The organism is Streptomyces vinaceus, assembly GCF_008704935.1.
Classification (GTDB): Bacteria; Actinomycetota; Actinomycetes; order Streptomycetales; family Streptomycetaceae; genus Streptomyces; species Streptomyces vinaceus.
The window spans coordinates 6,250,685-6,275,195 of sequence record NZ_CP023692.1 but is presented as its reverse complement, the minus strand read 5'-3'; the positions used below and the strand labels follow the sequence as shown (position 1 = coordinate 6,275,195).

The following is a 24,511-nucleotide window of genomic DNA, read 5'->3' as shown; positions in this document are numbered from 1 at the left end:
AGTGATGGACATCACGCCGGAATTGAACATTCCCGTGGGTGTCGATCATTGAGGCCGCCACCCGGTCCGACCATGATCAACTTTTGATCGACCGTGTCTTCAGGAAGGGGGATTTCGTGGAGACAGAACCGGCCGTAGGTGGCCGCACCCCACATTCGCTGGGAGGGCTCGTACGCAATCTGCGACAGCAGGTGGGTATGAGTCAACGCATGCTGGCGGAGCAATCGGGCCTAAGCATGCGAACGTTACGCGAAATCGAGCAGGACCGGGTCCTCAGACCCCGCGCCGTGTCGCTCCAGCGCCTGGCCGAGGTCCTGAACGAACCGCAGCTGCGCACCCACGCCCACATCGGCGGATCACTCCTCACCTTCTCGCCCGACGAGACCTCGGAGTTCGGTATCCGGCTCCTCGGCCCCTTCGCCGCACTGCGCGGCTCCGTCGAGCTCGACATCGGCACCCCGCAGCAGCGGCACCTGCTGGCACTCCTCGCGCTCAACGCCAACCAAGCCGTCCAGCGCGACGAGATCGTCGACGTGCTCTGGGGCGAGGAGCCGCCGTACTCCTTCCAGCAGCTCGTACACACGCATGTCTCCCGCCTGCGAGGCTTCCTCGACCGCCACCGGTCCGCCGCACTGGGGGCGCCCTCGATCATCCGTCGCTCTGAGGGCTACCAGCTCTGCATCGACCAGGACCAGGTCGATCTGCTCCAGTTCCAGGAGCTGTCCGCGGCGGCCGCTCTGGCCCGGCAGCACGGTGACGTGCCGAGCGAGCATCGGACCCTCTCGCGCGCCGTGCAGATGTACACCGGCGAACTCCTCGAAGGCTTCGGCGAACGGCTGAGGGCCCACCCTTCCGTTGCCGACTACTACCGCATGCACCTCTCCGCCACCCTGCGCCTGGCCGATCTCGCCATCTGCGCCGGCCAGTACGACGAGGCCATCCCGTGGCTGCGCCAGGTCCAGCGGGGGCACCCGCTGCACGAGGGCCTGCACTCCCGCCTGATGGTCGCGCTCGCGGCATCCGGGCAGCAGGTCGCGGCCCTGGCCGTGTACACCAAGCTGGAGTCGACGCTCCGCAAGGAGTTCGGCATCGAGCCCAGCGCCGAACTCCGCGCGGCGCACCTGTCCGTACTGGGGCAGGGCGCATCGTCGTGGCCGCCCGGCCCGGCCGCACGCCTGACGCAACGCCAGGTGTCGGCGTCCCCCTCCCTCCTCCCGCGCGACCCGGAGGACTTCGTCGGCCGCAGTGAGCACCACCCCGTGCTCAGCCGGCTCACCAAGAGCCGTGCCACCTCGCCGCTCGGGCTCGCGTCCGTCGTCTCGCTGTACGGGCCGACCGCCGCGGGCAAGTCGGTGCTGGCGATCCGCACCGCCCACGCGAGCCGCCCGCACTTCCCCGACGGCCAGCTCTACGTGGACCTGCGTGGCCACACCCCGGAACCGCTCTCGGCTCAGGCTGCACTGTCCCACTTTCTCCAGGCGCTCAGCGTTGCAGAGAAGGACGTACCCAGGACGCTCTCCGGATGCGTGGCGCTCTACCGCAGCCTGCTCGCCGACCGGCGCACGCTGATCGTCCTCGACAACGTCACGGACGAGGAGCACGCACGCCCGCTGTTGCCAGGCGGCTTCAACAGTGCGGTCCTGCTGACCAGTCGGGAGCCGCTGGCGGCTCTGGAGGACGCCCGGCACTTCCGCATCCCCAGCTTCACCACGGAACAGGCTCGGGAGCTGCTGGCCAGGATCACCGGCCAGCACCGGACCGCCGCGGAGCCGGCCGCCGCGGACGAGATCGTCGAACTCTGCGAGGCCCTGCCGCTCGCCGTCCGGATCGTCGGCCTGCGCCTGGCCATGCGCCCGCACTGGACGCTGTCCCACATGGCGCAGCGACTGCGCGACGAGGATCACCGGCTCGACGCGCTCTCCCAGGGTGCCCTGGCCGTGCGTCCCCGTCTGGAAGGCAGCTTCGCGGCCCTCACACCAGGCGACCGGCGGGCCCTGCACGACCTCGCGCGTGCGGTGGACGGCGGCTTCTCCACCGCCATGGCCATGGCCGCGCTGAACTGTTCGGCCCAGCGGGCAGACAGCCTCCTGGAACGTCTCACCGACCAGCAGGTGATCGAGCCGACCGACGCCCGCGACGGCACGTACGACTTCGCCCCCCTGATCCGGCTGCACGCCATGGAACCGCAGCCCTGAGGGCCCTTGTCCCTTCTTCCCCCCTCGTTCCACCCCTCACCTCACCGCACCTCCCCTCCCTGCACTCCCCTGCCCTCGCCTGCCCGAGGCGCAGCGGTCCGCCGTGCGCCGCCCCCGTATCCGCTCATGGAGTAACACATGACATTGCAGAAGCCTTCGCAACCCCGTGGCTTCCCAGGCGACACAAGAGTGCTGACCGCATCGCACTGGCCCGCCGACACCAGCGGTCCCCTCGCGTCCCACACAGTGGGCTCGCTGCTCCGCGAGGTCGCCGCGGCCCGGCCGGACCAGGTTGCTCTCGTGTCCGTACCGGAGGAAGGGGAGTCGCGCCGCTGGACGTACGCGGAGCTGCTCGGCGAGGCCGAGCGGATCGCCGCCGGCATCAGCGAGCGCGTGCCCCTGGGCGGCCGGGTCGCCCTCTGGGCGCCGAACGTCGCCGAATGGCCCATCGTCGAATACGCCGCCGCACTGGCGAGCGTCACCCTCGTCGCGCTCAACCCGGCACTGCGCGCGCGCGAGTTGGTCCACGCGCTACGCACGTCCGCATCGACCATGCTGCTGTACGCCGAGCGCAGCCGTTCGTACGACATGGCGGCAGTCCTCGAGAGCGTCCGGGGCGAGCTCCCACTCCTGGAGCACGCGGTGCCGCTATCCGACTGGGAGGGGTTGTACGGCAGTTCGCCGGTGCCCGCCGAACGCGAGGACGCGGCTTCGGCCGTACCGGCACAGATCCAGTTCACGTCGGGGACCACCGGGCTGCCCAAGGCGGTACTGCTGTCCCACCAGGCCGTCGTCAACGTGTCCCGGTTCACCTTCGACGTGCTCGGGATCCGCGAAGCGGCTCCGGTCGTGTCCCCGCTGCCCATGTTCCACACGGCCGGGTGCGTCATCTCCTGTCTGGGGCCCCTGTGGTGCGGCGGCCCCTTCATCCTGTTGGAGCGGTTCGATCCGCACCTGCTCCTGAAGGTGCTGCGGGACACCCCCGATGCCGTCCTGACCAGTGTGCCCACCGTGCTGACGGCACTGGTCGAGGCCGCGCGCCGGGAGGACGTCGACACCCCCGCCGTCGGGGCGGTGCTCACCGGCGGGGCCCCGGTCCGCTCCCGGCTCATCGGCGAGGTGGAGCAGCTCTTCGCCACCACGGTCTTCAACCTCTACGGGCAGACCGAACTGGCATCGGTGCTGACCCTGACGCGGCCCCAGGACAGTAAAGGGGAGAAGTCCGCCACGGTCGGCCGGCCCCTGCCTCACGTCGAGTGCCGCATCACACACCCGGAGTACGGCCACACCCAGCCGCTCGACGCACCGGGCGAGATCTGCGCCCGCGGCTACCAGCAGATGCTGGGCTACTTCGGCGACCCCGAGGCCACCGCGGCCAAGACGGACGAGGACGGCTGGCTCTACACGGGCGACCTTGGTTCGATGGACGCTACGGGGGCGGTGCGGATCATTGGCCGGCTGAGCGACGTGATCATCCGCGGGGGCGAGAACATCGCGGCGGCGGAGATCGAGGAGTGCCTGCTGCGCGAGGAAGCCGTGCAGGAGGCAGTCGTGGTGGGCATCCCCGACGAGGCCTGGGGGGAGATCGTCGCCGCCGGACTGCTGCCGGCCCCCGGTCGGACCGTGGACGTGGAGAAGATGCGGGCTGCCTGCCAGGAATGGCTCTCCCCTTACAAGGTGCCCCAGCTCTGGTACCTGCTCGACGAACTACCCACCACACCCTCTGGCAAGGTGCAGAAGTTCCGGGTCAAGGAGTTCATGACCCAGACCCCGCCGGTCCTGCAGCCGTAACCGCGACGAGCCACGGAGGTCCCCATGCAGGTGTCCATGCAGCTCCAGTACGACGTCGACGCAGTGGAGTCGGCGCGGCGGGTGAGCGCACTCGAAGCGGCCGGCCTGGACCTGGTGTGGGTCCCTGAGGCCTACGGCTACGACGCGCCCAGTTTCATGGGCTACATCGCCGCCCGCACGGAACGGGTGCAGATCGGGTCGGGCATCATGCCGCTCTTCACCCGTACGCCGACCCTGCTCGCCATGACGGCGGCCGGGGTGGACGCCCTGTCCCAGGGCCGCTGCCACGTGGGGCTGGGTGCCTCCGGTCCCGGGGTGATCGAGGGCTGGCACGGAGTTCCCTTCACCGACCCGCTGGGCCGCACCCGGGAAACGGTGGAGATCATGCGGAAGGTGTGGCGCCGCGAAGGGCCGCTCCGGCACGACGGACGCGCGCACCGGCTGCCGCTGCCCGCCCCCGAGGGCAGCGGCATGGGTACGGCGATGAGGCTGCTGACGCCGCCCGTACGGGACTCGGTGCCCGTGTGGGTCGCGGCGCTCGGCCCCCGCAACGTCCGGTTGACCGCGGAGATCGCGGAGGGCTGGCTGCCCATGTTCTTCGTACCCGAATGGGCCGACGGCGTGTGGGGCGAGGACCTGCGCGCCGGGCTGGCGAAGCGCGATCGCTCGCTCGGCCCCCTGCGGATCTCAGCCGGCGGCCTGCTGGCCATCGGGCCCCGCGCGCACAGGGTCCGCGAGCGGGCACGCCGTCAGCTCGCCCTGTTCATCGGTGCTATGGGAGCACCCGGCCACAACTTCTACGACGCCCTGATCCGCAGGTACGGATTCGGCCGGGAGGCCGACGCGATCCAGCAGCTGTACACAGCGGGCGACCGCGCCGCCGCCGAGGCGGCCGTACCCGACCGCTTGCTGGAGGCGACCACGCTGTGCGGCTCGGAGGAATACGTCAAGGACCGGCTGGCGGCCTACCGGGCGGCCGGTGTGACCCATGTCCAGGTGTCGCCGGTACCCGACGACGGCCAGACCGAGGCCGGACTGGTGTCGCGGATCAAGGAACTCTGCAACTGAACCACCCATTACGAGGGAGGGAGCACACTGTGAAAGCGGTCATCTATTCGAATCACGGCAGCCGGGGGGACATCCAGCCCTACCTGGCACTGGCCTACGCCCTCAATCAGGCGGGCCACACCGCCGTCCTGGCCGGACCGCGCCGCTTCGGCCCCTTCGCGGCCGAGTACGGCGTCCAATTCGCGCCGCTCAACGACGACATGATGGATCTGCATGCCCGGCGTGACGTGCAGGAGATCCTCATGAACAACGACAATCCCACGCCGGAGCAGGTGAAACTGCGGGAATCCATCGGCAACGAACTGCTTCCCCGCCTTTACCCCATCATCCTGCGTGAGATGTGGGAGGCCGCCGCAGACGGCGCCGACATGATTGTCTATTCGCACTCCTCCCGCCAGGCGATCCACCAGATCGCCGAGCGGCTGGGCGTGCCCCACGTACTGGCCCCGCTCTACCCCCACTTCGTCCCGTCACGCGACTACCCGGCCGGAGTGGGCCTGTCCTCGGGGCCGGACAACCTCGCGGACCACGAGCGGGCCGCCCGCGAGCCGCTCGACGCCCGCACCCATGCCATGGTGACGGCTTGGCGCGCCGAGACGCTCGGACTGCCGCCCCGCCACGACGAGATGGACTGGCGCCACTTCCCGGACGGCACTCCGACCCCGGTCATCCACGGCTTCAGCCCGCACGTGCTGAAGCACTCCGAGGACTGGCCCGAGTGGGTCCACACCACCGGCTTCTGGTCGCTTCCCGCGCAGTCCTCGTGGCAGCCGCCGGTGGAGCTGCAGCAGTTCCTCGACGGCGGAGAACCTCCGGTCTTCGTCGGATTCGGCAGCATGCGGGGGCTCGATCCGGAGGGCGTGGGCCGCACCGTGCTGGAGGCGGTGCGCAACACCGGCAACCGGGCGGTAGTCGTCGAAGGCTGGGGCGGGATCAAGATCACCGACTCGGCGGACGACGTGTACGTGGCGACCGACGTGCCCTACGACTGGCTGTTCCCGCGCGTCAAGGCCGCCGTCCACGCCGGTGGCACGGGCACCCACAACGCAGCCCTGCTGGCGGGCATCCCGCAGGTCTCCTGCCCCTTCCACAGGGAGCAGCTGATGTGGGCCGAGTACCTCGAGGAGATCGGCGTGGCCCCCGCGCCCATCCAGCTGCGCAACCTCACCACCGAGGGACTGACCGCTGCGATCCGCACGGCGACGACGGACCCCGCGATCGCGCGCGCGGTGGCGGAAATCGCCGAGAAAGTCCGCGGCGACGACGGCTGCGGTACCGCGGTGAACGTCCTCGAAAAGATCCACGCGAACCGCGGCCGACTGGTCTCCTGACCCGGGGGCAGCTCACCGTACAGAACACGTCCAGCCCGCCTGCGGGCGGGCTGGATAGTGTCCTGGCGATATCCGGAGTGGCTGCTCGCCGGGAAATCAACATCCGTTTCTTGAGCGGAAATGCGCAGTGTGGGACGACCCCCTTGCGCCGTTTCCGCACATCCGCAAGTGAAGTGAGTGGCGAGGAGTCATGGACCGATCTCAGTCTTTCGCTGACGGCGAGCAGAACTTTCCCCTGACCGGTGCACAGTCCGGGGTCTGGTTCGCTTCGCAGGTCGATCCCGACAGCCCGATCTTCAGGGCTGCCGAGTACCTGGAAATCCACGGTCCCGTCGACCCCTCGCTTTTCGAGCAGGCCCTGCGGCAGGTGTTCGCCGAGGCGGACGCTCTTCACATCAGGTTCCTGGACACCGAGGACGGCCCCCGCCAGGTGGTCGGTCCGCCGCCCTCGTGGCAGCTGGAGACCGTCGACGTGTCCGGTGAACCGGACCCCCGGCGCGCCGCCGAGGAGTGGATGGGCCGGGACCTGCGCCGGCGGATCGACCTCACCGAGTCTTCACTGTTCACCTACGCACTGTTCCGCGTCGGCGAGGAGCGCTGGTTCTGGTACCACGCGTACCACCACATCCTGCTCGACGGCGTCGGCGCGGCTCTGCTGGTCCGCCGGGTGGCGGACGTCTACAGCGCGCTGTCGGCCGGCACCGCGCCGGAGCCCACTCCGTTCGCATCGGTACACACCCTCCTCGACGCCGACTTCGCCTACCGCGGCTCGGAGGACTTCCAGCGGGACCGCGCCTTTTGGCGGGAGCGGTTCGCCGACCGGCCGGACCCGATCGCCCTCTCGCCCAGGCCGCTGCGCGCGTCGGCCGAGTTCGTCCGGCACACCGCCCATCTGCCGCAGGATGTCCAGCGGGACCTCACCACCGTGGCGGAGCGCGTCGGGGTCGCCCGGTCGCGCATCGTGATCGCCGCGACCGCGGCCTTCCTCCACCGCGTGACCGGCCTCACCGACGTGGTGCTGGGCCTGCCGGTCACCGGCCGGCACGACGCTCAGGCACGCCTCGCGCCGGGCATGGTGGCCAACGTCCTCCCGCTGCGGGTGACGGTCACACCCGGCACGAGCGTCGGCGAGTTGCTGGCGGGAACCCGTGACGCGCTGCGCGGCCTCGTGTCCCACCAGCGCTACCGCGGCGAGGACCTGCGGCGGGACCTGGGGCTGCCCCACGACTACCGCCGTTTCTTCGGCCCGATCGTCAACGTGGTGCCGTTCGACTACGACCTGCGCTTCGCCGGGAGCCGCAGCGACGCCCACAACATGTCGCTGCGGCTCATCGAAGACCTCACCATCTGCGTGTACGACCGGGCCGACGGCAGCCCGATCCGGGTGGACTTCGACATCCACCCCGAGCTGTACCGCGACGACGAGGCCGCCGCCGTCCAGCAGCGCTACCTGGAGTTCATCGGCCGCGTTGCGCGCGCACTCGGCGAACCCGGCACCCCCGTCGGCCGGCTCGCCCTGCTCGGCGACGACGAGACCGGCGCACTGGTGCCGGCCATGCCCGCCCCCGCGGGCCCGGCCGAATCCCGGCCCACGCTGCCCGGACTCTTCGAGGAGCAGGTTCGGACCTCGCCCGCGGCCCCGGCCGTGGAGTACGCGGGAACCGTCCTCGACTACGCGGAGCTGAACCGGCGGGCCAACCGCCTCGCCCATGCCCTGATCGCCCGGGGCGTGGGACCCGAGGACCGGGTCGCGCTGCTGCTGCCCCGCTCGCCGCAGTTCGTGGTCGCCACCCTCGCGGTCGCCAAGGCGGGCGCCGCCTACGTACCCGTGGACCCGGCGTATCCGGCCGACCGCATCGCCTACGTACTGCAGGACGCGGCTCCCGCCGCAGTGCTCGCGGACTCCGGGACGGCGGCCGTCGCCGAGGCGGCCGGGTGCCCCCCGATCCGGCTCGACGACCCCACGGTCGTACGGGACCTGGCGGGACGGCCGGAGAGCGATCCGGCGGACCGCGACCGGACGGCGCCGCTGACGGTCGCCCATCCGGCCTACGTCATCTACACCTCGGGCTCGACCGGCCGCCCCAAGGGGGTCGTCGTCACGCACCACGGCATCCCCGGCCTCGCCGAGGCATGCGTCCGGCGGCTGGAGATCAGGCCCGGCAGCCGCGTACTGCAGTTCGCCGCCATGGGGTTCGACGCGACGATCGCGGAGCTGTGCATGGCCCTGCTGGCCAGCGCCACCCTGGTGCTCGCGCCCTCGGAACGGCTGATGCCCGGCGACGCACTCGCCTCCTTCACCCGAGAAGCCCGCATCACCCACGCGCTCCTGCCGCCGTCCTCACTGGCCGTCATGAACGCCGAGGGGGATCTGCCCTCGGACATGAACCTCTTCGTGGGTGGCGAGGCGACGTCGGCCGAGCTCGCGTCCCGCTGGTCTCCCGGCAGGCTCCTCGTCAACGCCTACGGCCCCACCGAGACCACCGTGTGCGCCACGATGAGCGATGCGCTCGACGGCGACGGGGAGCCGCCGATCGGCAGGCCGCTCGACGGCACCCGGGTCCACGTGCTCGACGGCGCCCTGCACCCGGTGCCGCCCGGCGTCGCCGGCGAGCTGTACGTGGCCGGCTGCGGGCTCGCCCGCGGATACCTGAACCGCTCCGCGCTGACCGCGGAGCGATTCGTCGCCGACCCGTTCGGATTGCCCGGCGAGCGCATGTACCGCACGGGCGACCTCGTCCGGCGGCGCTCCGACGGCACGCTGGAGTTCGTCGGCCGCGCCGACGAACAGGTCAAGATCCGCGGCTACCGGGTGGAGCTCGGAGAGGTCGAAGCCGCTTTGCTGCGCCTGCCCGGCGTCGGCCAGGCCGCTGCCACCGTGGACCGGGACGCAACGGGCGCGCCTTCCCTGGCCGCCTACGTCGTGCCCGCTGACGGTGGGCTCGACCCGGCCGGGCTCCGTGAGCAGGTAGCCATGACGCTGCCCGGCCACCTCGTCCCCGCCTCCTTCACCGTGCTGGACGCCATACCGGTCACGGCGAACGGCAAGACCGACCGCGCGGCCCTGCCGCGCCCCGGCGCCCCGGACGGCGACCGTGCCCGGCGTGCGCCGCGCACGCCCCGCGAGCAGACGCTGTGCGAGATCTTCGCCGAGTCGCTCGGCGTCGACTCCGTCGGGATCGACGACGACTTCTTCGCCTTGGGCGGCCACTCCCTGCTGGCGGCCCGCATGAGCCGGCGCATCCGCGTCGCGCTCGGCGTGGAGTGCGGAGTGGAGGCCGTATTCTCGGCTCCGACCGTGGCCCGCCTGGCCGAGCTCCTCGTGGACCCGGCGGCCGACGTCCCGGCCATCGCCCCGGTGCCGCGGGACGGCGTCCTCGAACTCTCCCACGCCCAGCGGCGGCTGTGGTTCCTGCACCAGCTGGAGACCTCCCGGGCCGCCTACAACATCCCCCTCGTCCTCACCCTGACCGGTGAGCTCGACCAGGCCGCACTGGAGTCGGCACTCGGTGACCTCGCCGACCGGCACGAGACCCTGCGGACCGTCTACCGGGAGAGCGACGGCGTCCCCGTCCAGCGGATACTCGCGCCCGGCACCCGTCCCGCGCTCACGACCGAGACCGTCACCGACGCGGAACTGTCCGGCAGGCTTGCCGCGGCCGTGGCCAGCCCCTTCGACCTGTCGGCCGAACCGCCTTTGAAGGGCGTACTGTTCGTCCTTGAGCCGGGTCGTCACGTGCTGTTGCTGCTGCTGCACCACATCGCCGCCGACGGCGACTCGCTGGCGCCGCTGCTGCGCGACCTCCTCGCTGCCTACGACGCGCGACGCGCCGGACGGCCCCTCCACCTCCCGCCGCCGGCCGTGCAGTACGCCGATTACGCTGCCTGGCAGCACCGTGTACTCGGCTCCGAGCAGGATCCGAACAGCCGCGCCGCCCAACAGCTCGGCTACTGGACGCAGCGGCTGGACGGCCTGCCGGAGAGCCTCGACCTTCCCTTCGACCATCCGCTTCCCCCGGCCGGTGACGCTCCAGCCGGTCTGGTCACCCTGGACCTCAACCCGGAACTCCACCGACACGTAGGAGAGTTGGCCCGTTCGAGTAGCACCAGTGTGTTCATAGTCGTACAGGCCGCGCTCGCGGCGCTGCTGACCCGGCTGGGCGCCGGCACCGACATCGCCGTCGGCGTCCCCGTCTCGGTACGCGACGACGACGCGCTGGAGGAGCTGGTCGGCTTCTTCACCAACACCCTCGTACTGCGCACGGACACCGCCGGCAACCCCACCTTCCGGGAGCTGCTGGCCCGGGTCCGGCAGGGCAGTCTGGGCGACTACGGGCACCAGGACCTGCCGTTCGAGCGGCTGGTGGAGGTCCTCAACCCAACGCGTTCCATGGCGCGCCACCCCCTGTTCCAGGTCATGCTCGCGATGGACAGCGCGCAACGCCGGCTGCCCGAGCTCGCCGGGCTGGACCTGGGACTGCTCGACGTCGCGACGGGGAGCGCCAAGGTCGACCTGTCGTTCAACGTCCGGGAGGACCCGGCGGCGGCCGGCGGGGCGGGCGGCGTCCTCATCGCCCTGGAGTACCGCTCCGACGTCTTCGAGCGCGCCACCGCAGAGTCGCTGCTGGCCCGGCTGGGCCGGCTGATCTCCGTCGTCGCCGAGGCGCCGGACACGCGCATCGGCAGCGCCCCGATCCTCGCCGCGGAGGAGACCCGCCGACTGCTGGAGGAGTGGAACGAGACCGCGGCAGCGGAGTCCCTGGTCGATGTCGTGGGCCGGGTCCGTGCCGTCGCCGCCGAACGTCCCGACGCCGTCGCGGTCACGGACGACGACGGGGAGGTCACGTACCGGGAGCTGATGGCCCGAGTGGACTCCCTGGCCGGGCGGCTCCGCTCGCGCGGGGCGGGCCCGGAGTCAGTGGTCGCCGTGCTCGCCGAGCGCGGAGCCCCCGCGGCCACCGCGTTCCTCGGCATCCTGGCCGCCGGAGCGGCGTACCTCCCCCTGGACACCCGCGCGCCGGTCGGTCGCACCGCCGCCCTGCTGTCCGACGCGCACGCGCGCTGGCTGCTGGCCGGACCCGGGTGCCACGAGGCGGCCTCCGCAGCGGCCCGGGCGGCGGATCCCGAACCGGAGGTGCTCCGGCTCGATGCGGCCGGCGCGGCGCCCGCCGCGGACACTGCGGCGCCCGCCCCGGGACAGCTCGCCTACGTCATCTTCACCTCGGGTTCCACCGGGCGTCCCAAGGGCGCGATGGTGCACCACCGGGGGATGAACAACCACCTGCTGGCGAAGGTCGACGACCTCGGCCTGACCGCCCAGGACACGGTGGTCCAGAACGCCCCGTTGACGTTCGACGTGTCGGTCTGGCAGATGATCGCCCCCCTGGTGGTCGGCGGCCGGGTGCTCGCCGTCGGGAACGGCCTCGCGGCCGACGCCCCGGGACTGTTCCGCCGGGCCGCCCACGAGGGCGTCACCGTGCTGGAGGTCGTGCCGTCCGTGCTGCGAGCGGCCCTGGACGCCTGGGACGAGGGCACGGAACTTCCGGCCCTGCCGGCCCTGCGCCTGCTGGTCGTCACCGGCGAGGAGCTGCCGGGCGCGCTGTGCCGCCGGTGGTTCGCCCGCTTCGAGGACGTCCCGCTGGTCAACGCGTACGGCCCGACCGAGTGCTCCGACGACGTCACTCACGCCCTCATCACGGCGCAGGCAACGCGGGACGGGAGGACCACGGCACCGATCGGCCGCCCGGTCCGCAACACCCTGCTCTACGTGCTGAGCGACGAGCTCCAGCCGGTGCCCGCGGGCATCACCGGCGATCTGTACGTCGCGGGCGCCGGTGTCGGAAGGGGATACCTGGACGACCCGGGCAGGACCGCCGCCGCCTTCGTGGCCGATCCCTTCGGGGCCGACGGCAGCGTCATGTACCGCACCGGGGACCGTGTCAGGCACCGTCCGGACGGCCAGCTGGAATTCCTCGGCCGCCGGGACGCACAGGTGAAAATCCGGGGCCAGCGCATCGAGCTGGGAGAAGTCGAGGCGCAGCTGCGGGCCCGGGAAGGGGTCACCGACGCGGTGGCCCTCGTGGTCACCGCACCGGGCGGCCACCGTCAGCTCGCCGGGTACGTGGTGGGGACCGAGGACGTCCGGTCCGTGCGGGAGGCGTTGGCCGCCGTCCTGCCCGAACACATGGTTCCGTCGGTCCTCGTCCCGCTGCCGGCTCTGCCACTCACGCCCAACGGGAAGGTGGACCGCAAGGCGCTGCCGGTGCCGGACTTCGCGGCCGGCGGCTTCCGTGAGCCACGGACCGCGGAGGAGGAGATCCTCCGCGGGATGTTCGCCCAGCTGCTGGGGGTCGACGGCGTCGGGATCGACGACAACTTCTTCGCGCTGGGCGGACACTCGCTGCTGGCGACCCGGCTGATGGCCCGGGTGCGCGCCGTGTTCGGTGCCGATCTCGGCGTAGCCGCGCTATTCGCGTCGCCGACCGTCGCCGGTCTGGCCGCACAGCTCCCGGCCGCCGGGCGGGTCGGCCGCGGCCTGGCCCGCACGGAGCGGCCCGAGCTGGTACCGCTGTCGTACGCCCAGCGGGGGCTGTGGTTCATCAACCGGCTGGACCCTGCCGACGGCACCTACAACATTCCCTTGGTGGTACGCCTCTCCGGCCCCCTGGACACAGCCGCGCTCGCGACGGCGGTCGGCTCCGTGGCCGCCCGCCACGAGAGCCTGCGGACCGTCTTCCCCGAGCAGCACGGGGTCCCGCGGCAGCTCGTCCTCGATCCCTCCGAGGCCCGCCCGGTCCTGCCCGTGGTGGACGCGGCGGGTCAGGACGTGGACGCGCTGATCGCCCAGGAGGCCGGCCGGGGCTTCGACGTGACGTGCGAGCTCCCGTTGCGCGCCCGGCTCCTGGTGCTCGGCCCGTTGGAGCACGTACTGGTGGTGGTGACGCACCACATCGCGAGCGACGGATGGTCCACGGCGCCGCTGGCCCGTGACCTGTCCACCGCATACGCGGCCGCCCTCGAAGGGCGGGAACCCGCCTGGGCGCCGCTGCTGGTGCAGTACCCCGACCACGCCCTCTGGCAGCACGGCCGGTTGGGCGACGAGACCGATCCTGACAGTGCGTTGTCCCGGCAGCTCACCTACTGGACCGAGGCGTTGGACGGCCTTCCTGAAGAGATCGCGCTGCCCGCCGACCGGCCGCGCCCCGCAGTGCCCAGCGGGCGCGGAGGGCTGGTCCCATTCGAGCTGCCGGCCGAGGCCCACCGGGCGGTTCTGCGGCTGGCCCGTACCCGCGGTGTCACCGTGTTCATGGTGCTGCACGCCGCACTGACAGCCCTGCTGACCCGGCTCGGCGCCGGCGCGGACATCCCTGTCGGCGGATCGGTGAGCGGCCGTTCCGACGAGGCCCTCGACGACCTGGTGGGCTTTTTCGTCAACTCGCTCGTGCTGCGCGTCGACACCGCGGGCGATCCGACCTTCGGCGAGTTGCTGGAGCGCACCCGCGCGGCGGACATCGCCGCATTCGCCCATCAGGATCTGCCGTTCGAACGGCTCGTGGAGGCCCTCAACCCGCGCCGATCACTCAGCCGCCACCCGCTGTTCCAGGTCAAGCTCGTCCTGCAGAACCTGGCTCGGCCGGAGCCGGAGTTCCCCGGCCTGAAGGCCGAGGTCGAGCAGGTCGACCCCGACATGGCCAAGTTCGACCTGCTCTTCAGCGTGGCCGAGCGGTTCGACGAGCGGGGAGAGCCCGCCGGCATGGAGGCGGCCGCGGGCTATTCGGCCGACCGGTTCGACCGGTCCACCGTGCATGCGCTGACCGGCCGGTTCGTCCGGCTGCTGCAGGTCGCGCTGGCGGACCCGGACCGTCCGGTCAGCGGCCTGCCGGTGCTCGACGACCGGGAGCGGCACGAACTGCTGACCGTCCGTACCGGCACCGCGTACGAGGTACCGGACGCCACCCTCCCCCAGCTGTTCGAGGCACAGGCCGCTCGTACCCCCCACTCCCCCGCGGTCGTCTGCGGGGAGCTGGAGCTGACGTACGAGCAGCTCAACGCCCGTGCCAACCGGCTGGCCCGGCTGCTGATCGACCGCGGTGCCGTTGCCGGCAGCCTGGTCGCGCTCGCCCTGCCCCGCTCCGCGCAGGCCGTTACGGTGATGCTGGCCGTGGGCAAGGCGGGCGCCGCCTACCTGCCACTGGACCCCGAACACCCCGGCGAACGGGTCGCCGTCCTGCTCGAGGACGCCCGGCCCGCCCTGCTGGTGACGACCGAGGACGTGCTGGCCGCCGCTCCGCACCTGGCGGAGCGCTCGGGCCAGCTGCTGGTGGTGGACCGCGCCGAGGTGGTAAACGCGCTCGCGCAGCACTCCGGCACCGACATCCGCGACAGCGACCGGCCCGTACCTACCGATCCGTCGGACGCCGCGTACGTCGTTTACACGTCGGGCACCACAGGCACCCCGAAGGGGGTCGTCGTCGAGCAGCGCTCCGTCGCCGAGTACGCGCTGCGCGCCGCCGCGGCCTACCCGGGCCTGCGCGGCCGTACGCTGCTGCACTCGCCGCTCTCCTTCGACCTCGGGCTCACCACCCTCTACGGCACCCTAGTGGTCGGCGGATGCCTGTACGTCGCCGACCTGGAGGAGCGGCTGGCGGTGCCGGGCGGTCTGACCTTCCTGAAGGTCACCCCCAGCCATCTGCCTCTCCTCGACTCCCTGCCCGACGCGTGCTCCCCATCCGTCGAGCTGATGACCGGCGGCGAGGCGCTGCACGGCGAGCAGCTCGCCGCGTGGCGGGACCGTCACCCCGGCGTCACGGTGATCAACCACTACGGCCCGACCGAGACCACCATCGGTGTTCTCGACCACCGCGTCCCGGCCGGCGACGCACTGCCCGAGGGGCCCGTCCCGCTGGGCCGTCCGATGTGGAACACCCGTGCCTACGTGCTGGACGCCATGCTGCGGCCGGTTCCGGACGGTGTGGCGGGCGAGCTGTACATCGCGGGCACGGGCCTGGCCCGCGGCTACCTCGGTCGGCCCGCCGCCACCGCCGAACGGTTCGTTCCCGACCCGTACGGGCCGGCCAGCGCACGGATGTACCGCACCGGAGACCAAGTGCGGTGGACCTCCGCCGGAACCCTGGAGTACGTCGGCCGTGCCGACCAGCAGGTGAAGCTCCGCGGCTTCCGCATCGAGCCCGGCGAGGTCGAGTCTGCGCTGCTCCGCGCCCTCGGCGTGCGGCAGGCGCTCGCGCTGGTGCGCGAGGACGAGCCGGGCGACCAGCGGCTGGTGGCGTACGCCGTACCCGAGACCGGGGCCCACGTGACGCCCGACGCGCTGCGCGCCCACCTCTCGGACACCCTGCCCGAGTACATGGTGCCGACAGCGGTCGTCGTGCTGGACCGGCTGCCGCTGACCGCCAACGGCAAGACCGACCGGACGGCGCTGCCCGCACCGGAGTACGGCACCTCCGCGGTGACGCGTGCGCCGCGCACCCCGGAGGAGGAGATCCTCTGTGGGCTCTTCGCCGACGTGCTCGGCACGGACCGGGTCGGGATCGACGACGACTTCTTCGTACTGGGCGGCCACTCGCTGCTCGCCATGCGGCTGCTCAGCCGGATCGCCTCCACCCTCGGTGTGCGGGTGGGCGTCAAGTCGATCTTCAACTCCCCGACCGTCGCCGGCATCGCCGCCCTCCTCACCAGCCCGGACGAGGCCCGGCCTCCCCTGGTCCCGGCGGACCGCGGCGACCTTGTCCCGCTGTCCTTCGCACAGCGCCGTCTGTGGTTCCTCAACCGGCTGGAAGGTCCCAGCGCCACCTACAACGTTCCGCTCGTGCTGCACATCACGGGCGAGATCGACCGACCTGCGCTGCGGGCGGCCCTGCGTGACGTCGTGGGCCGGCACGAAAGCCTGCGCACGGTCTTCCCCGAGAGCGACGGCAAGCCCAGCCAGCGCGTCCTCGGGCCCGACGCGGGCGCTCCCGTCCTGGAGGAGTCCGCCGTCCGCCCCGAGCAGCTGTCGGAGGCGATCACCGAGACCGTCACGGCCGGCTTCGACCTCGTCGAACAGCCGCCGCTGCGGACCCGGCTGCTCACCGCCGGCGACCGTGCGGTGCTCGTCGTGGTGATGCACCACATCGCCAGCGACGGCTGGTCGCTCACTCCCCTGCTGCGCGACCTGTCGCAGGCGTACGCCTCCCGCCGCGGCGGCGGTGCGCCCGCGTGGACGCCACTGCCGGTCCAGTACGCCGACTACACCCTGTGGCAGCACGAGCTGCTGGGCGACGCGGCCGACCCGGACAGCCAGCTGTCCCGGCAGCTCGGCCACTGGAAGGCCGCGCTCGATGGCCTGCCGGAGGAGTTGGACCTCCCGACCGACCGGCCGCGGCCCGAGGCCGCGAGCTACCGGGGTGCCAATGTGCCCGTCGCGCTCGGCGCCGGTACCCACGCCGGGCTGATGGCACTGGCCAGGGCCAACGGCGTCAGTGCGTTCATGGTGCTGCAGGCCGGCCTCGCCGCCCTGCTGACCCGGCTCGGCGCGGGCACCGACATCCCGCTCGGCACCCCCGTCGCGGGCCGTACCGACGACGCCCTCGACGAACTGGTCGGCTTCTTCGTCAACACCCTCGTCCTGCGCACGGACACCGGCGGCAACCCGACGTTCCGCGAGCTGCTGGCGCGCGTCCGGGAGGTCGACCTTGCCGCCTACACGCACCAGGACCTGCCGTTCGAGCGGCTGGTGGAAGAGCTGAACCCGGTGCGGTCGCTGGCCCGGCACCCGCTGTTCCAGATCATGCTCATCCTGCACAACACCGGGCGGCCCGAGGTCGACCTCTCCGGGCTGGACGTGAGCGCGGAGGGCGCCGAGGCCGCAGTCGCCAAGTTCGACCTGTCCGTCAGCCTGTGGGAGCGGTACACCGGGGACGGTGCGGCGGACGGCGTCCTCGGCCAGATCGAGTACGCCGAGGATCTGTTCGACCGCTCCACCGTGGAGGCGCTCGCGGCCCGGTTCCAGCGGCTGTTGGCGGGGGCCGTCGCGGAACCCGACCTCCCCATCGGCAGCCTCGACGTGCTCGGCGACGAGGAGCGGCACGAGCTGCTGGTCGTCCGCAACGACACCGCGCACGAGCTGCCCGATGTCTCGCTGCCCGAGCTGTTCCGGCAGCAGGTGGCCCGCGCGCCCCATGACCTGGCGCTGGTGTGCGGAGCGCTGGAGCTGACCTACGAGCAGCTCGACGCACGCAGCGACCGGGTGGCGCGGGCCCTGCGCGACCGCGGTGTGCGCCCGGAGGACCGGGTGGCCCTGCTGCTCGGAGGACGGGCCGACAACGTGGTGGCGACGATCGCCGTCGCCAAGGCCGGCGCGGTGTACGTGCCTCTGGACGGCCGCAGCCCGCAGGCCAGGCTGCGCCACATCCTGCACGGCACCGGCAGCGTGGTCGTGCTCTCCGACCGCACCGTGTCCGCGCTGATCCCCGACACGTCGGCCGCCATCGTCCTGATCGACGACCTGGAGCTGGCGGAGCCCGGTCGGGCGGACCGCGTGGGGGTGACCGTCCACCCCGACCAGCTCGCCTACATCATGTTCACCTCCGGCTCCACCGGTGAGCCGAAGGGCGTCGCGGTGACCCACCGCAACGTCGTCGGCCTGGTCAAGGACCGCTGGTGGGCACTCAGGGCGGGCGACCGCCAACTGATGCACCAGCCGCCGTCGTTCGACGCCTCCACCTACGAACTTTGGGTACCGCTGCTAAGCGGTGTGCGGATCGTGGCCCTGGAAGGCGAATCCACGGACCTCGCCGCCCTCGCCGCGACCCTCACGGACCGCGGAGTGACCGTCGGCCCCTTCAGCGAGGGGATCTTCCGACTGCTCGCCGAGAACCATCCGGAGAGCTTCCGCAACCTGCGCCATGTGACCATCGGCGGCGACATCGTGTCGTCGGCCGCGGTCCGCAAGGTCCGCGAGCACAATCCCGAAGCCCGGCTCACCAACAGCTACGGCCCCACCGAGGCGACGCTGGCGATCGTCCACCACGCGATCACCGACGAGGATGTCGAACGGAACTCCTTCCCCATCGGCCTGCCGCTCGACAACACCCGGGTGTACGTTCTCGACGAGGGCATGCGGCCGGTGCCTCCCGGTGTCACCGGCGAGCTGTACGTCGCGGGCGACGGGCTGGCTCGTGGCTACGTCGGCCGGCCGGGCCTGACCGCGGAGCGGTTCGTGGCCGACCCCTTCGGCCCCGCCTCGACGCGCATGTACCGCACCGGTGACATGGTGCGCTGGCGCACGGACGGCGTCCTGGAGTTCGCCGGGCGGGCGGACGCCCAGGTCAAGGTCCGCGGCTTCCGAATCGAGCTGGGCGAGGTCGAGTCCGCGCTGGCATCCTTCGACGGTACGGCCCAGGCCGTGGTCGTGGTGCGCGAGGACCGCCCGGGCGACAAGCGCCTCGTCGCCTACGTCGTACCGGTGGCCGGCACCGCCCTCGACACCGCCGCGATCAGGAGCCACGTCGCCGCGACCCTGCCCGACTACATGGTGCCTTCGGCCTTCGTGCCCCTGGAGGCACTGCCGCTGACCCTCACCGGAAAGCTGAACCGCGCCGCACTGCCCGCCCCCGACTACGCCGGCGGCGGCGGAAGGGGACCGCGCAACGAGCGGGAGCAGCTGCTGTGCACGCTGTTCGCGGAGCTGCTCGGGGTGCCGGTCGTCACGATCGACGACAACTTCTTCGCAATGGGCGGCGACAGCATCGTCTCCATCCAACTGGTGAGCCGTGCCCGGCAGGCCGGGTTGGTGCTCACCCCGCGGGACGTCTTCCAGTACCAGACCGTGGCGGGCCTCGCCCTGGTCGCGGCACCGGACGACGACCGGCGAGCGGCACCCGACCGCGGTACCGGATCCGTGCCCATGACCCCGATCATGGGGTGGCTGCGGGAACTGGGCGGCCCGATCGACGGGTTCAACCAGGCCGTACTGCTCCGGGTGCCCTCGCGACTGACGCAGGACTCGCTGGTCACGGCCGTGCAGGCGGTGCTCGACCGGCACGATGTGCTGCGCGCCCGCCTCGACCGGTCCGGCGCAGACGGCTGGACCCTGGACGTCCCGCCCGCCGGGACGACGGACGCTGCGCACTGCGTTCGCCGGGTCGACGTGTCCGCACACGAGGCATCGGCGCTGGAGCACGTCCTGGCCGAGCACGCCGAGGCTGCGCGCCGGGAGCTGGCACCGGACGACGGCGTCATGCTCCGTGCGGTCTGGTTCGACGCGGGCGGCGACCGGCCCGGCCGGCTGCTGCTGATGCTGCACCACCTGGTGGTCGACGGGGTGTCGTGGCGGATCCTCGCCCCGGACCTGATGTCCGGCTGGCTCGGCTCCGCAGCCGGAAGCGAGATCGCCCTGGCGCCCGTCCCCACCTCCTTCCGCAGCTGGGCGTGCCGGCTCGCCGAACGAGCTGGCACCGAGGCCGTCGAGGCCGAGTTTCCGGTCTGGGAGCGGATGACGTCGGCGCCGGACGCTGCGATCGCCGACCGGCCCCTGGACCCCGCCCGGGACACCAAGGCGACCGCCCGGCACCACACGGTGGTGTTCCCGGCCGAGCTCACCGAGCCGCTCCTGAGCACGGTGCCCGCCGCGGTGGACGCCCGCGTGGACGAGGTGCTGCTCACCGGGTTCGCGCTGGCCCTGGCCGAGTGGCGGCGGCGGCGTGGTAACGGAGGCGGCAGCCCGGTGCTGCTGAGCCTGGAGGGGCACGGGCGAGATGAGACCGGCGAGTCGGAACTGTCGGGCACCGTCGGCTGGTTCACCGCCGCGCACCCCCTCCGGCTGGACCCGGGTGTCAGGTGGCACGAGATCCGGGACGGCAGCCCCGCCGCGGGCACCGCGCTGAACCGGGTACGGGAGCAGATCCGCGCCCTGCCCGCCAAGGGCACGGGATACGGTCTGCTCCGCTACCTGAACCCGCGGACCGCCGCCGTGCTCGGCCGGGCTCGCCGCCCGCAGATCGCGTTCAACTACCTGGGGCGGGTGCGGACGGACCCGGCCGGGCCGGCCGATTGGGGCGCGGCGCCCGAGGCCGTACGCATCAGCCCCACCGATCCGGAGATGCCCTTCTCCCATTCCCTGGAGCTGAACGCGGTCGCCCACGACCGGCTCGGGGGAACGGAGTTGAGCCTGGCCTGGTCTTGGCCGGCCGGACTTTTCGAGGAACAGGAGATCCGGTCGCTGACCGGCCTGTGGTCCGAGGCCCTGGAGGCGCTGACGAAGTACGCCCTCACGTCCCCGGACACGCGCGGCCTCATGCCGTCCGATCTCTCACTGGTGGATCTGCTCCAGGACGAGATCGATGAGCTCGAAGCCGAATGGGACATGTGATGTGACGCCGAGGAGCACGGCCCGGCAGCCGTTCACCCCGCATCCCATGCCCATGCCCTTCCGCTATCCAGATACGCCCCAATTTCCCTGCAAACTTGAGGTGCTGGCATGAATACGAAGAACCCTGACAAGGTCGTGATCGTCGGAGGCGGTACGGCAGGATGGATGACCGCGTCGTATCTGAAGAAGGCATTCGGTGACCGTCTGTCGGTGACCCTCGTCGAGTCCGGCAAGATCGGCACGGTTGGTGTCGGCGAGGCGACGTTCAGCGACATCCGGCACTTCTTCGAGTTCCTCGACCTTAAGGAAGAAGACTGGATGCCGGCCTGCAACGCCACCTACAAGCTGGCCGTCCGGTTCCAGGACTGGCAGCGGCCCGGGCACCACTTCTACCACCCGTTCGAGCAGATGCGCTCGGTCGACGGGTTCTCGATGACCGACTGGTGGCTGCAGGACGGTCCGACCGACAGGTTCGACAGGGACTGCTTCGTGATGGCGTCCCTCTGTGATGCGGGGCGCAGCCCGCGGTACTTGAACGGCTCGCTCCTCCGGCAGGAGTTCGACGAGCGGGCCGAGGAGCCAGCCGGCCTCACCATGTCTGAGCACCAGGGCAGGACCCAGTTCCCGTACGCCTACCACTTCGAGGCGGCTCTGCTCGCCAAGTTCCTCACCGGGTATTCGACGGACCGGGGTGTGCAGCACATCATCGACGAGGTCCAGGAGGTCAAACTCGACGAGCACGGGTGGATCAGCCACATCGTCACCAAGGGGCACGGTGACATCAGCGGCGACCTGTACATCGACTGCACCGGGTTCCGCGGAGTGCTGCTGAACCAGGCGCTCGGAGTCCCCTTTATCTCCTACCAGGGCACCTTGCCCAACGACAGCGCGGTTGCCCTCCAAGTCCCGCTCGACATGAAGACGCGCGGCATCCCGCCGTACACCCAGGCCACGGCCCAGGAGGCGGGATGGATCTGGACGATCCCGCTGTTCGGCCGGATCGGCACCGGGTATGTCTACGCCAAGGACTACTGCTCGCCCGAGGAAGCCGAGCGCACGCTGCGCGAGTTCGTAGGCCCGGAGGCCGCGGACGTCGAAGCCAACCACATCCGCATGCGGATCGGGCGCAGCGAGCAGTCCTGGAAGAACAACTGTGTCGCCATCGGGCTGTCCAGCGGCTTCGTCGAGCCGCTCGAGTCGACCGGCATCTTCTTCATCCACCACGCCATCGAGCAGCTGGTCAAGCACTTCCCGGGGGCGGACTGGCATCCGCAGCTGCGTGCCGGCTACAACTCGGCCGTCTCCAACGTGATGGACGGCGTACGGGAGTTCCTCGTCCTGCACTACAAGGGCGCTGGGCGCAACGACACGCAGTACTGGAAGGACACCAAGACCCGGGCGATCCCGGACGCGCTCGCCGACCGCATCGAACGCTGGCAGGTGCAGCTTCCCGACTCCGAGAACGTCTTCCCCTACTACCACGGACTGCCGCCGTACTCGTACATGGCCATCCTGCTCGGCACCGGCGCGATCGAGCTGCGCCCTTCGCCTGCGCTCGGCCTGGCCGACTCCACAGCGGCACAGAAGGAGTTCGCCGCCATCCGGGACAAGGCACAGTTCCTGGTCGATACCCTACCCAGCCAGTACGAGTACTTCGCCGCGATGCAGAAGCTTCCGTGACCTGAGTTCGGCTGCTGGCGCTCCGCCGAATCCGTGTCGCAGTAGGGTTCTTCATGACTGACTCGCTCTCAGCCCGTTCGCCCGACCCGTCCGTGGCCGACGCGCTCCGTGGGATGATGAGGGGCTTCCCGATCGGTGTGGCCGTCTTCAGAGCGACCGACCTCGCCGGAAACCCGTGGGAATGACGTGCTCGTCGGTGTGCATCATCTGGCTGGAGCCGCCGGCCCTTCTGGTGTGATGCGCGCTGCCAGTCCCACACTGGCTGCGTTCCTGGCTCGCGCCGAGTTCACGGTGAACCTGCTCATGACGGAGCGCGCGAAACCGCGGAGCTGTTCGCGTCCGGCGATCCCGACCAGTCCTGCCAGGTCGGATGGCACCTGAACGCCAACGCCGCCGGCCCACACCTGTGGCAGGACGCCCACACCGTGGCGGACTACACCGTCCCGTGTCGCAGCTGGTGGGCGACCATGTAGCGGTGTCCAGCGAAGTTGTACGTGTCACCCGGCAGGAAAAGGACTGCCGTCCACTGCTGTACGGGTTGCGTACCTACAGCCGGTGGTCCGGCACGGAACCCGTTGCCGGAGACTAAGAGATCCTAACAAAGGCGTCGGACGTGGCGGTGGGTGATGAGGCAGGTGGCGAGGCCGAGGAAGGCCTCGTGGATGTCGTCGCGCCGTTCCCATAGGATGCGGAGCCGGCGGAAGCCGTGGAGCCAGGCGATGGTCCGCTCCACGACCCACCGCCACGTCCGATGCCTATGTTAGGACCTCTTAAGGGAGACGGTCGCCGTGGTGCAGGCGGGGGCGGCCCGGGCCGCGGGCAACCCCGACTTCACCGACCGGGCGCTGAGCGCGATCGAGGAGACGGGCCGGGCCGCGCTGGAGGACCTGGAGCGGGTCCTGCTGGTCCTGCGCGAGTCGGCGCAGCCCGTGTCCCAGCGGCCGACGCTGGCCGAGGCAGACCGCCTGCTGGAGTCGGCCCGCGCCTCGGGCTCGGAGGTCGACGCGCAACTGACCGGACCGCTGGAGCAGTTGCCGGGCCCGGTCACCCGGGAGGGCTACCGCATCCTGCAGGAGGCCCTCACGAACGTGCTGCGGCACTGCGGTCCGGTGCCCGTCCGGGTCCGGGTGGAGATGGCCGTCGGCAGGCTGGACATGGAGGTCACGAACCCGCTCCCGCAGGAGCCCGCGTTCACCCCCGGCAGCGGGAGCGGCCTGCGCGGGATGCGGGAGCGGGCGGCTCTGCTGGGCGGGGAGGCCGAGACCGGTCCGTTCGAGGGCAGTTGGAGGGTGCGCGCACGGCTTCCGCTGGAGCGAATACGCTGACCGGATGCCGGTTACCGTTCTGCTCGTCGATGACGAACCCCTGGTGCGCGCGGGTCTGCGTGCCGTCCTGGAGGCCCAGCCCGACATCGAAGTGGTGGGTGAGGCGGCCGACGGTGCCTCCGTCGTCCCGCTCGTGCGGCAGCTGAGGCCGGACGTGGTGGCCATGGACGTCCGGATGCCGCTGCTCGACGGGATCGAGGCGACCCGGGCCGTGCTGCGGACGGTGGACTCCCCGCCGAAGATCCTCGTGGTGACCACCTTCGAGAACGACGAGTACGTGTACCAGGCGCTGCGGGCCGGTGCGGACGGGTTCCTGCTGAAGCGGGCCCGCCCCTCCGAGATCGTGCACGCGGTCCGGCTGGTGGCGGAGGGCGAGACGCTGCTGTTCCCGGCGGCCGTGCGCGCACTGGCCGCCGAGTACGGGAACCGGCAGGCGCGGGCGGTGCTGGAGCGGGCCGCACTGACCGAGCGGGAGGAGGCGGTCCTGCGGGCGATGGCGCGCGGGCTGACGAACGTCGAGATCGCCAAGGAGCTGATCGTCGGCACGGAGACGGTGAAGTCCCATGTGAGCGCGATCCTGGGCAAGCTGGGGGCGCGTGACCGGACCCAGGCGGTGATCACGGCGTACGAGTCCGGATTCGTCGCCCCGGCCTGAGGGAGGAGCCGGTTCCGGCCGATGGGGGGCTGCGTCTCGCAGTGACCCCGGGCGCACAGTACGATCCGGCAGACAAGCTCGCTAGCTGGGAGGACACA

Annotated in this window: 7 protein-coding genes and 2 pseudogenes; 8 read left to right on the top strand and 1 reads right to left on the bottom strand. The window is 71.4% G+C overall.

Going from position 1 to position 24,511, the window contains the following annotated elements; all coding sequences use genetic code 11:
- The first annotated feature begins 38 nt into the window (after positions 1 to 38).
- From CP980_RS28370 to CP980_RS28345, 6 genes are all read left to right on the top strand, one after another.
- The gene (locus CP980_RS28370; RefSeq protein WP_308439432.1) at positions 39 to 2,195 is read left to right on the top strand and encodes a BTAD domain-containing putative transcriptional regulator; all 2,157 of its coding nucleotides are present in this window, start codon (positions 39 to 41) and stop codon (positions 2,193 to 2,195) included.
- Between the two features lie 189 nt (positions 2,196 to 2,384).
- Positions 2,385 to 3,986, top strand: coding sequence for a class I adenylate-forming enzyme family protein (locus CP980_RS28365; protein ID WP_208834789.1), 1,602 nt, complete (start codon positions 2,385 to 2,387; stop codon positions 3,984 to 3,986).
- Positions 3,987 to 4,010: 24 nt separating this feature from the next.
- The gene (locus tag CP980_RS28360; protein WP_150529339.1) at positions 4,011 to 5,054 is read left to right on the top strand and encodes an LLM class F420-dependent oxidoreductase; all 1,044 of its coding nucleotides are present in this window, start codon (positions 4,011 to 4,013) and stop codon (positions 5,052 to 5,054) included.
- Between the two features lie 29 nt (positions 5,055 to 5,083).
- Positions 5,084 to 6,385, top strand: coding sequence for a glycosyltransferase (locus tag CP980_RS28355; RefSeq protein WP_167535885.1), 1,302 nt, complete (start codon positions 5,084 to 5,086; stop codon positions 6,383 to 6,385).
- A gap of 190 nt (positions 6,386 to 6,575) precedes the next feature.
- Positions 6,576 to 20,753, top strand: a complete 14,178-nt coding sequence (locus CP980_RS28350; RefSeq protein ID WP_150529337.1) for a non-ribosomal peptide synthetase — start codon at positions 6,576 to 6,578, stop codon at positions 20,751 to 20,753.
- Positions 20,754 to 20,861: 108 nt separating this feature from the next.
- Positions 20,862 to 22,433 carry a tryptophan halogenase family protein gene (locus CP980_RS28345; protein ID WP_150529336.1) on the top strand — a complete coding sequence of 524 codons (1,572 nt, stop codon included), beginning with the start codon at positions 20,862 to 20,864 and terminating at the stop codon, positions 22,431 to 22,433.
- 595 nt (positions 22,434 to 23,028) lie between these two features.
- On the opposite strand, the pseudogene CP980_RS28335 reads toward CP980_RS28345, so the two are convergent.
- Positions 23,029 to 23,178 (bottom strand): annotated as a pseudogene (locus CP980_RS28335) (transposase); the annotation flags it as partial.
- A 34-nt stretch (positions 23,179 to 23,212) separates the two neighbouring features.
- Here CP980_RS28335 and CP980_RS28330 point away from each other — a divergent pair.
- Both CP980_RS28330 and CP980_RS28325 read left to right on the top strand, forming a co-directional pair.
- Positions 23,213 to 23,758 (top strand): annotated as a pseudogene (locus CP980_RS28330) (sensor histidine kinase); the annotation flags it as partial.
- Positions 23,759 to 23,762: 4 nt separating this feature from the next.
- Entirely contained in the window at positions 23,763 to 24,413 is a 651-nt protein-coding gene (locus CP980_RS28325; RefSeq protein WP_099893930.1) for a response regulator transcription factor, read from the top strand.
- The last annotated feature ends 98 nt before the right edge of the window (positions 24,414 to 24,511 follow it).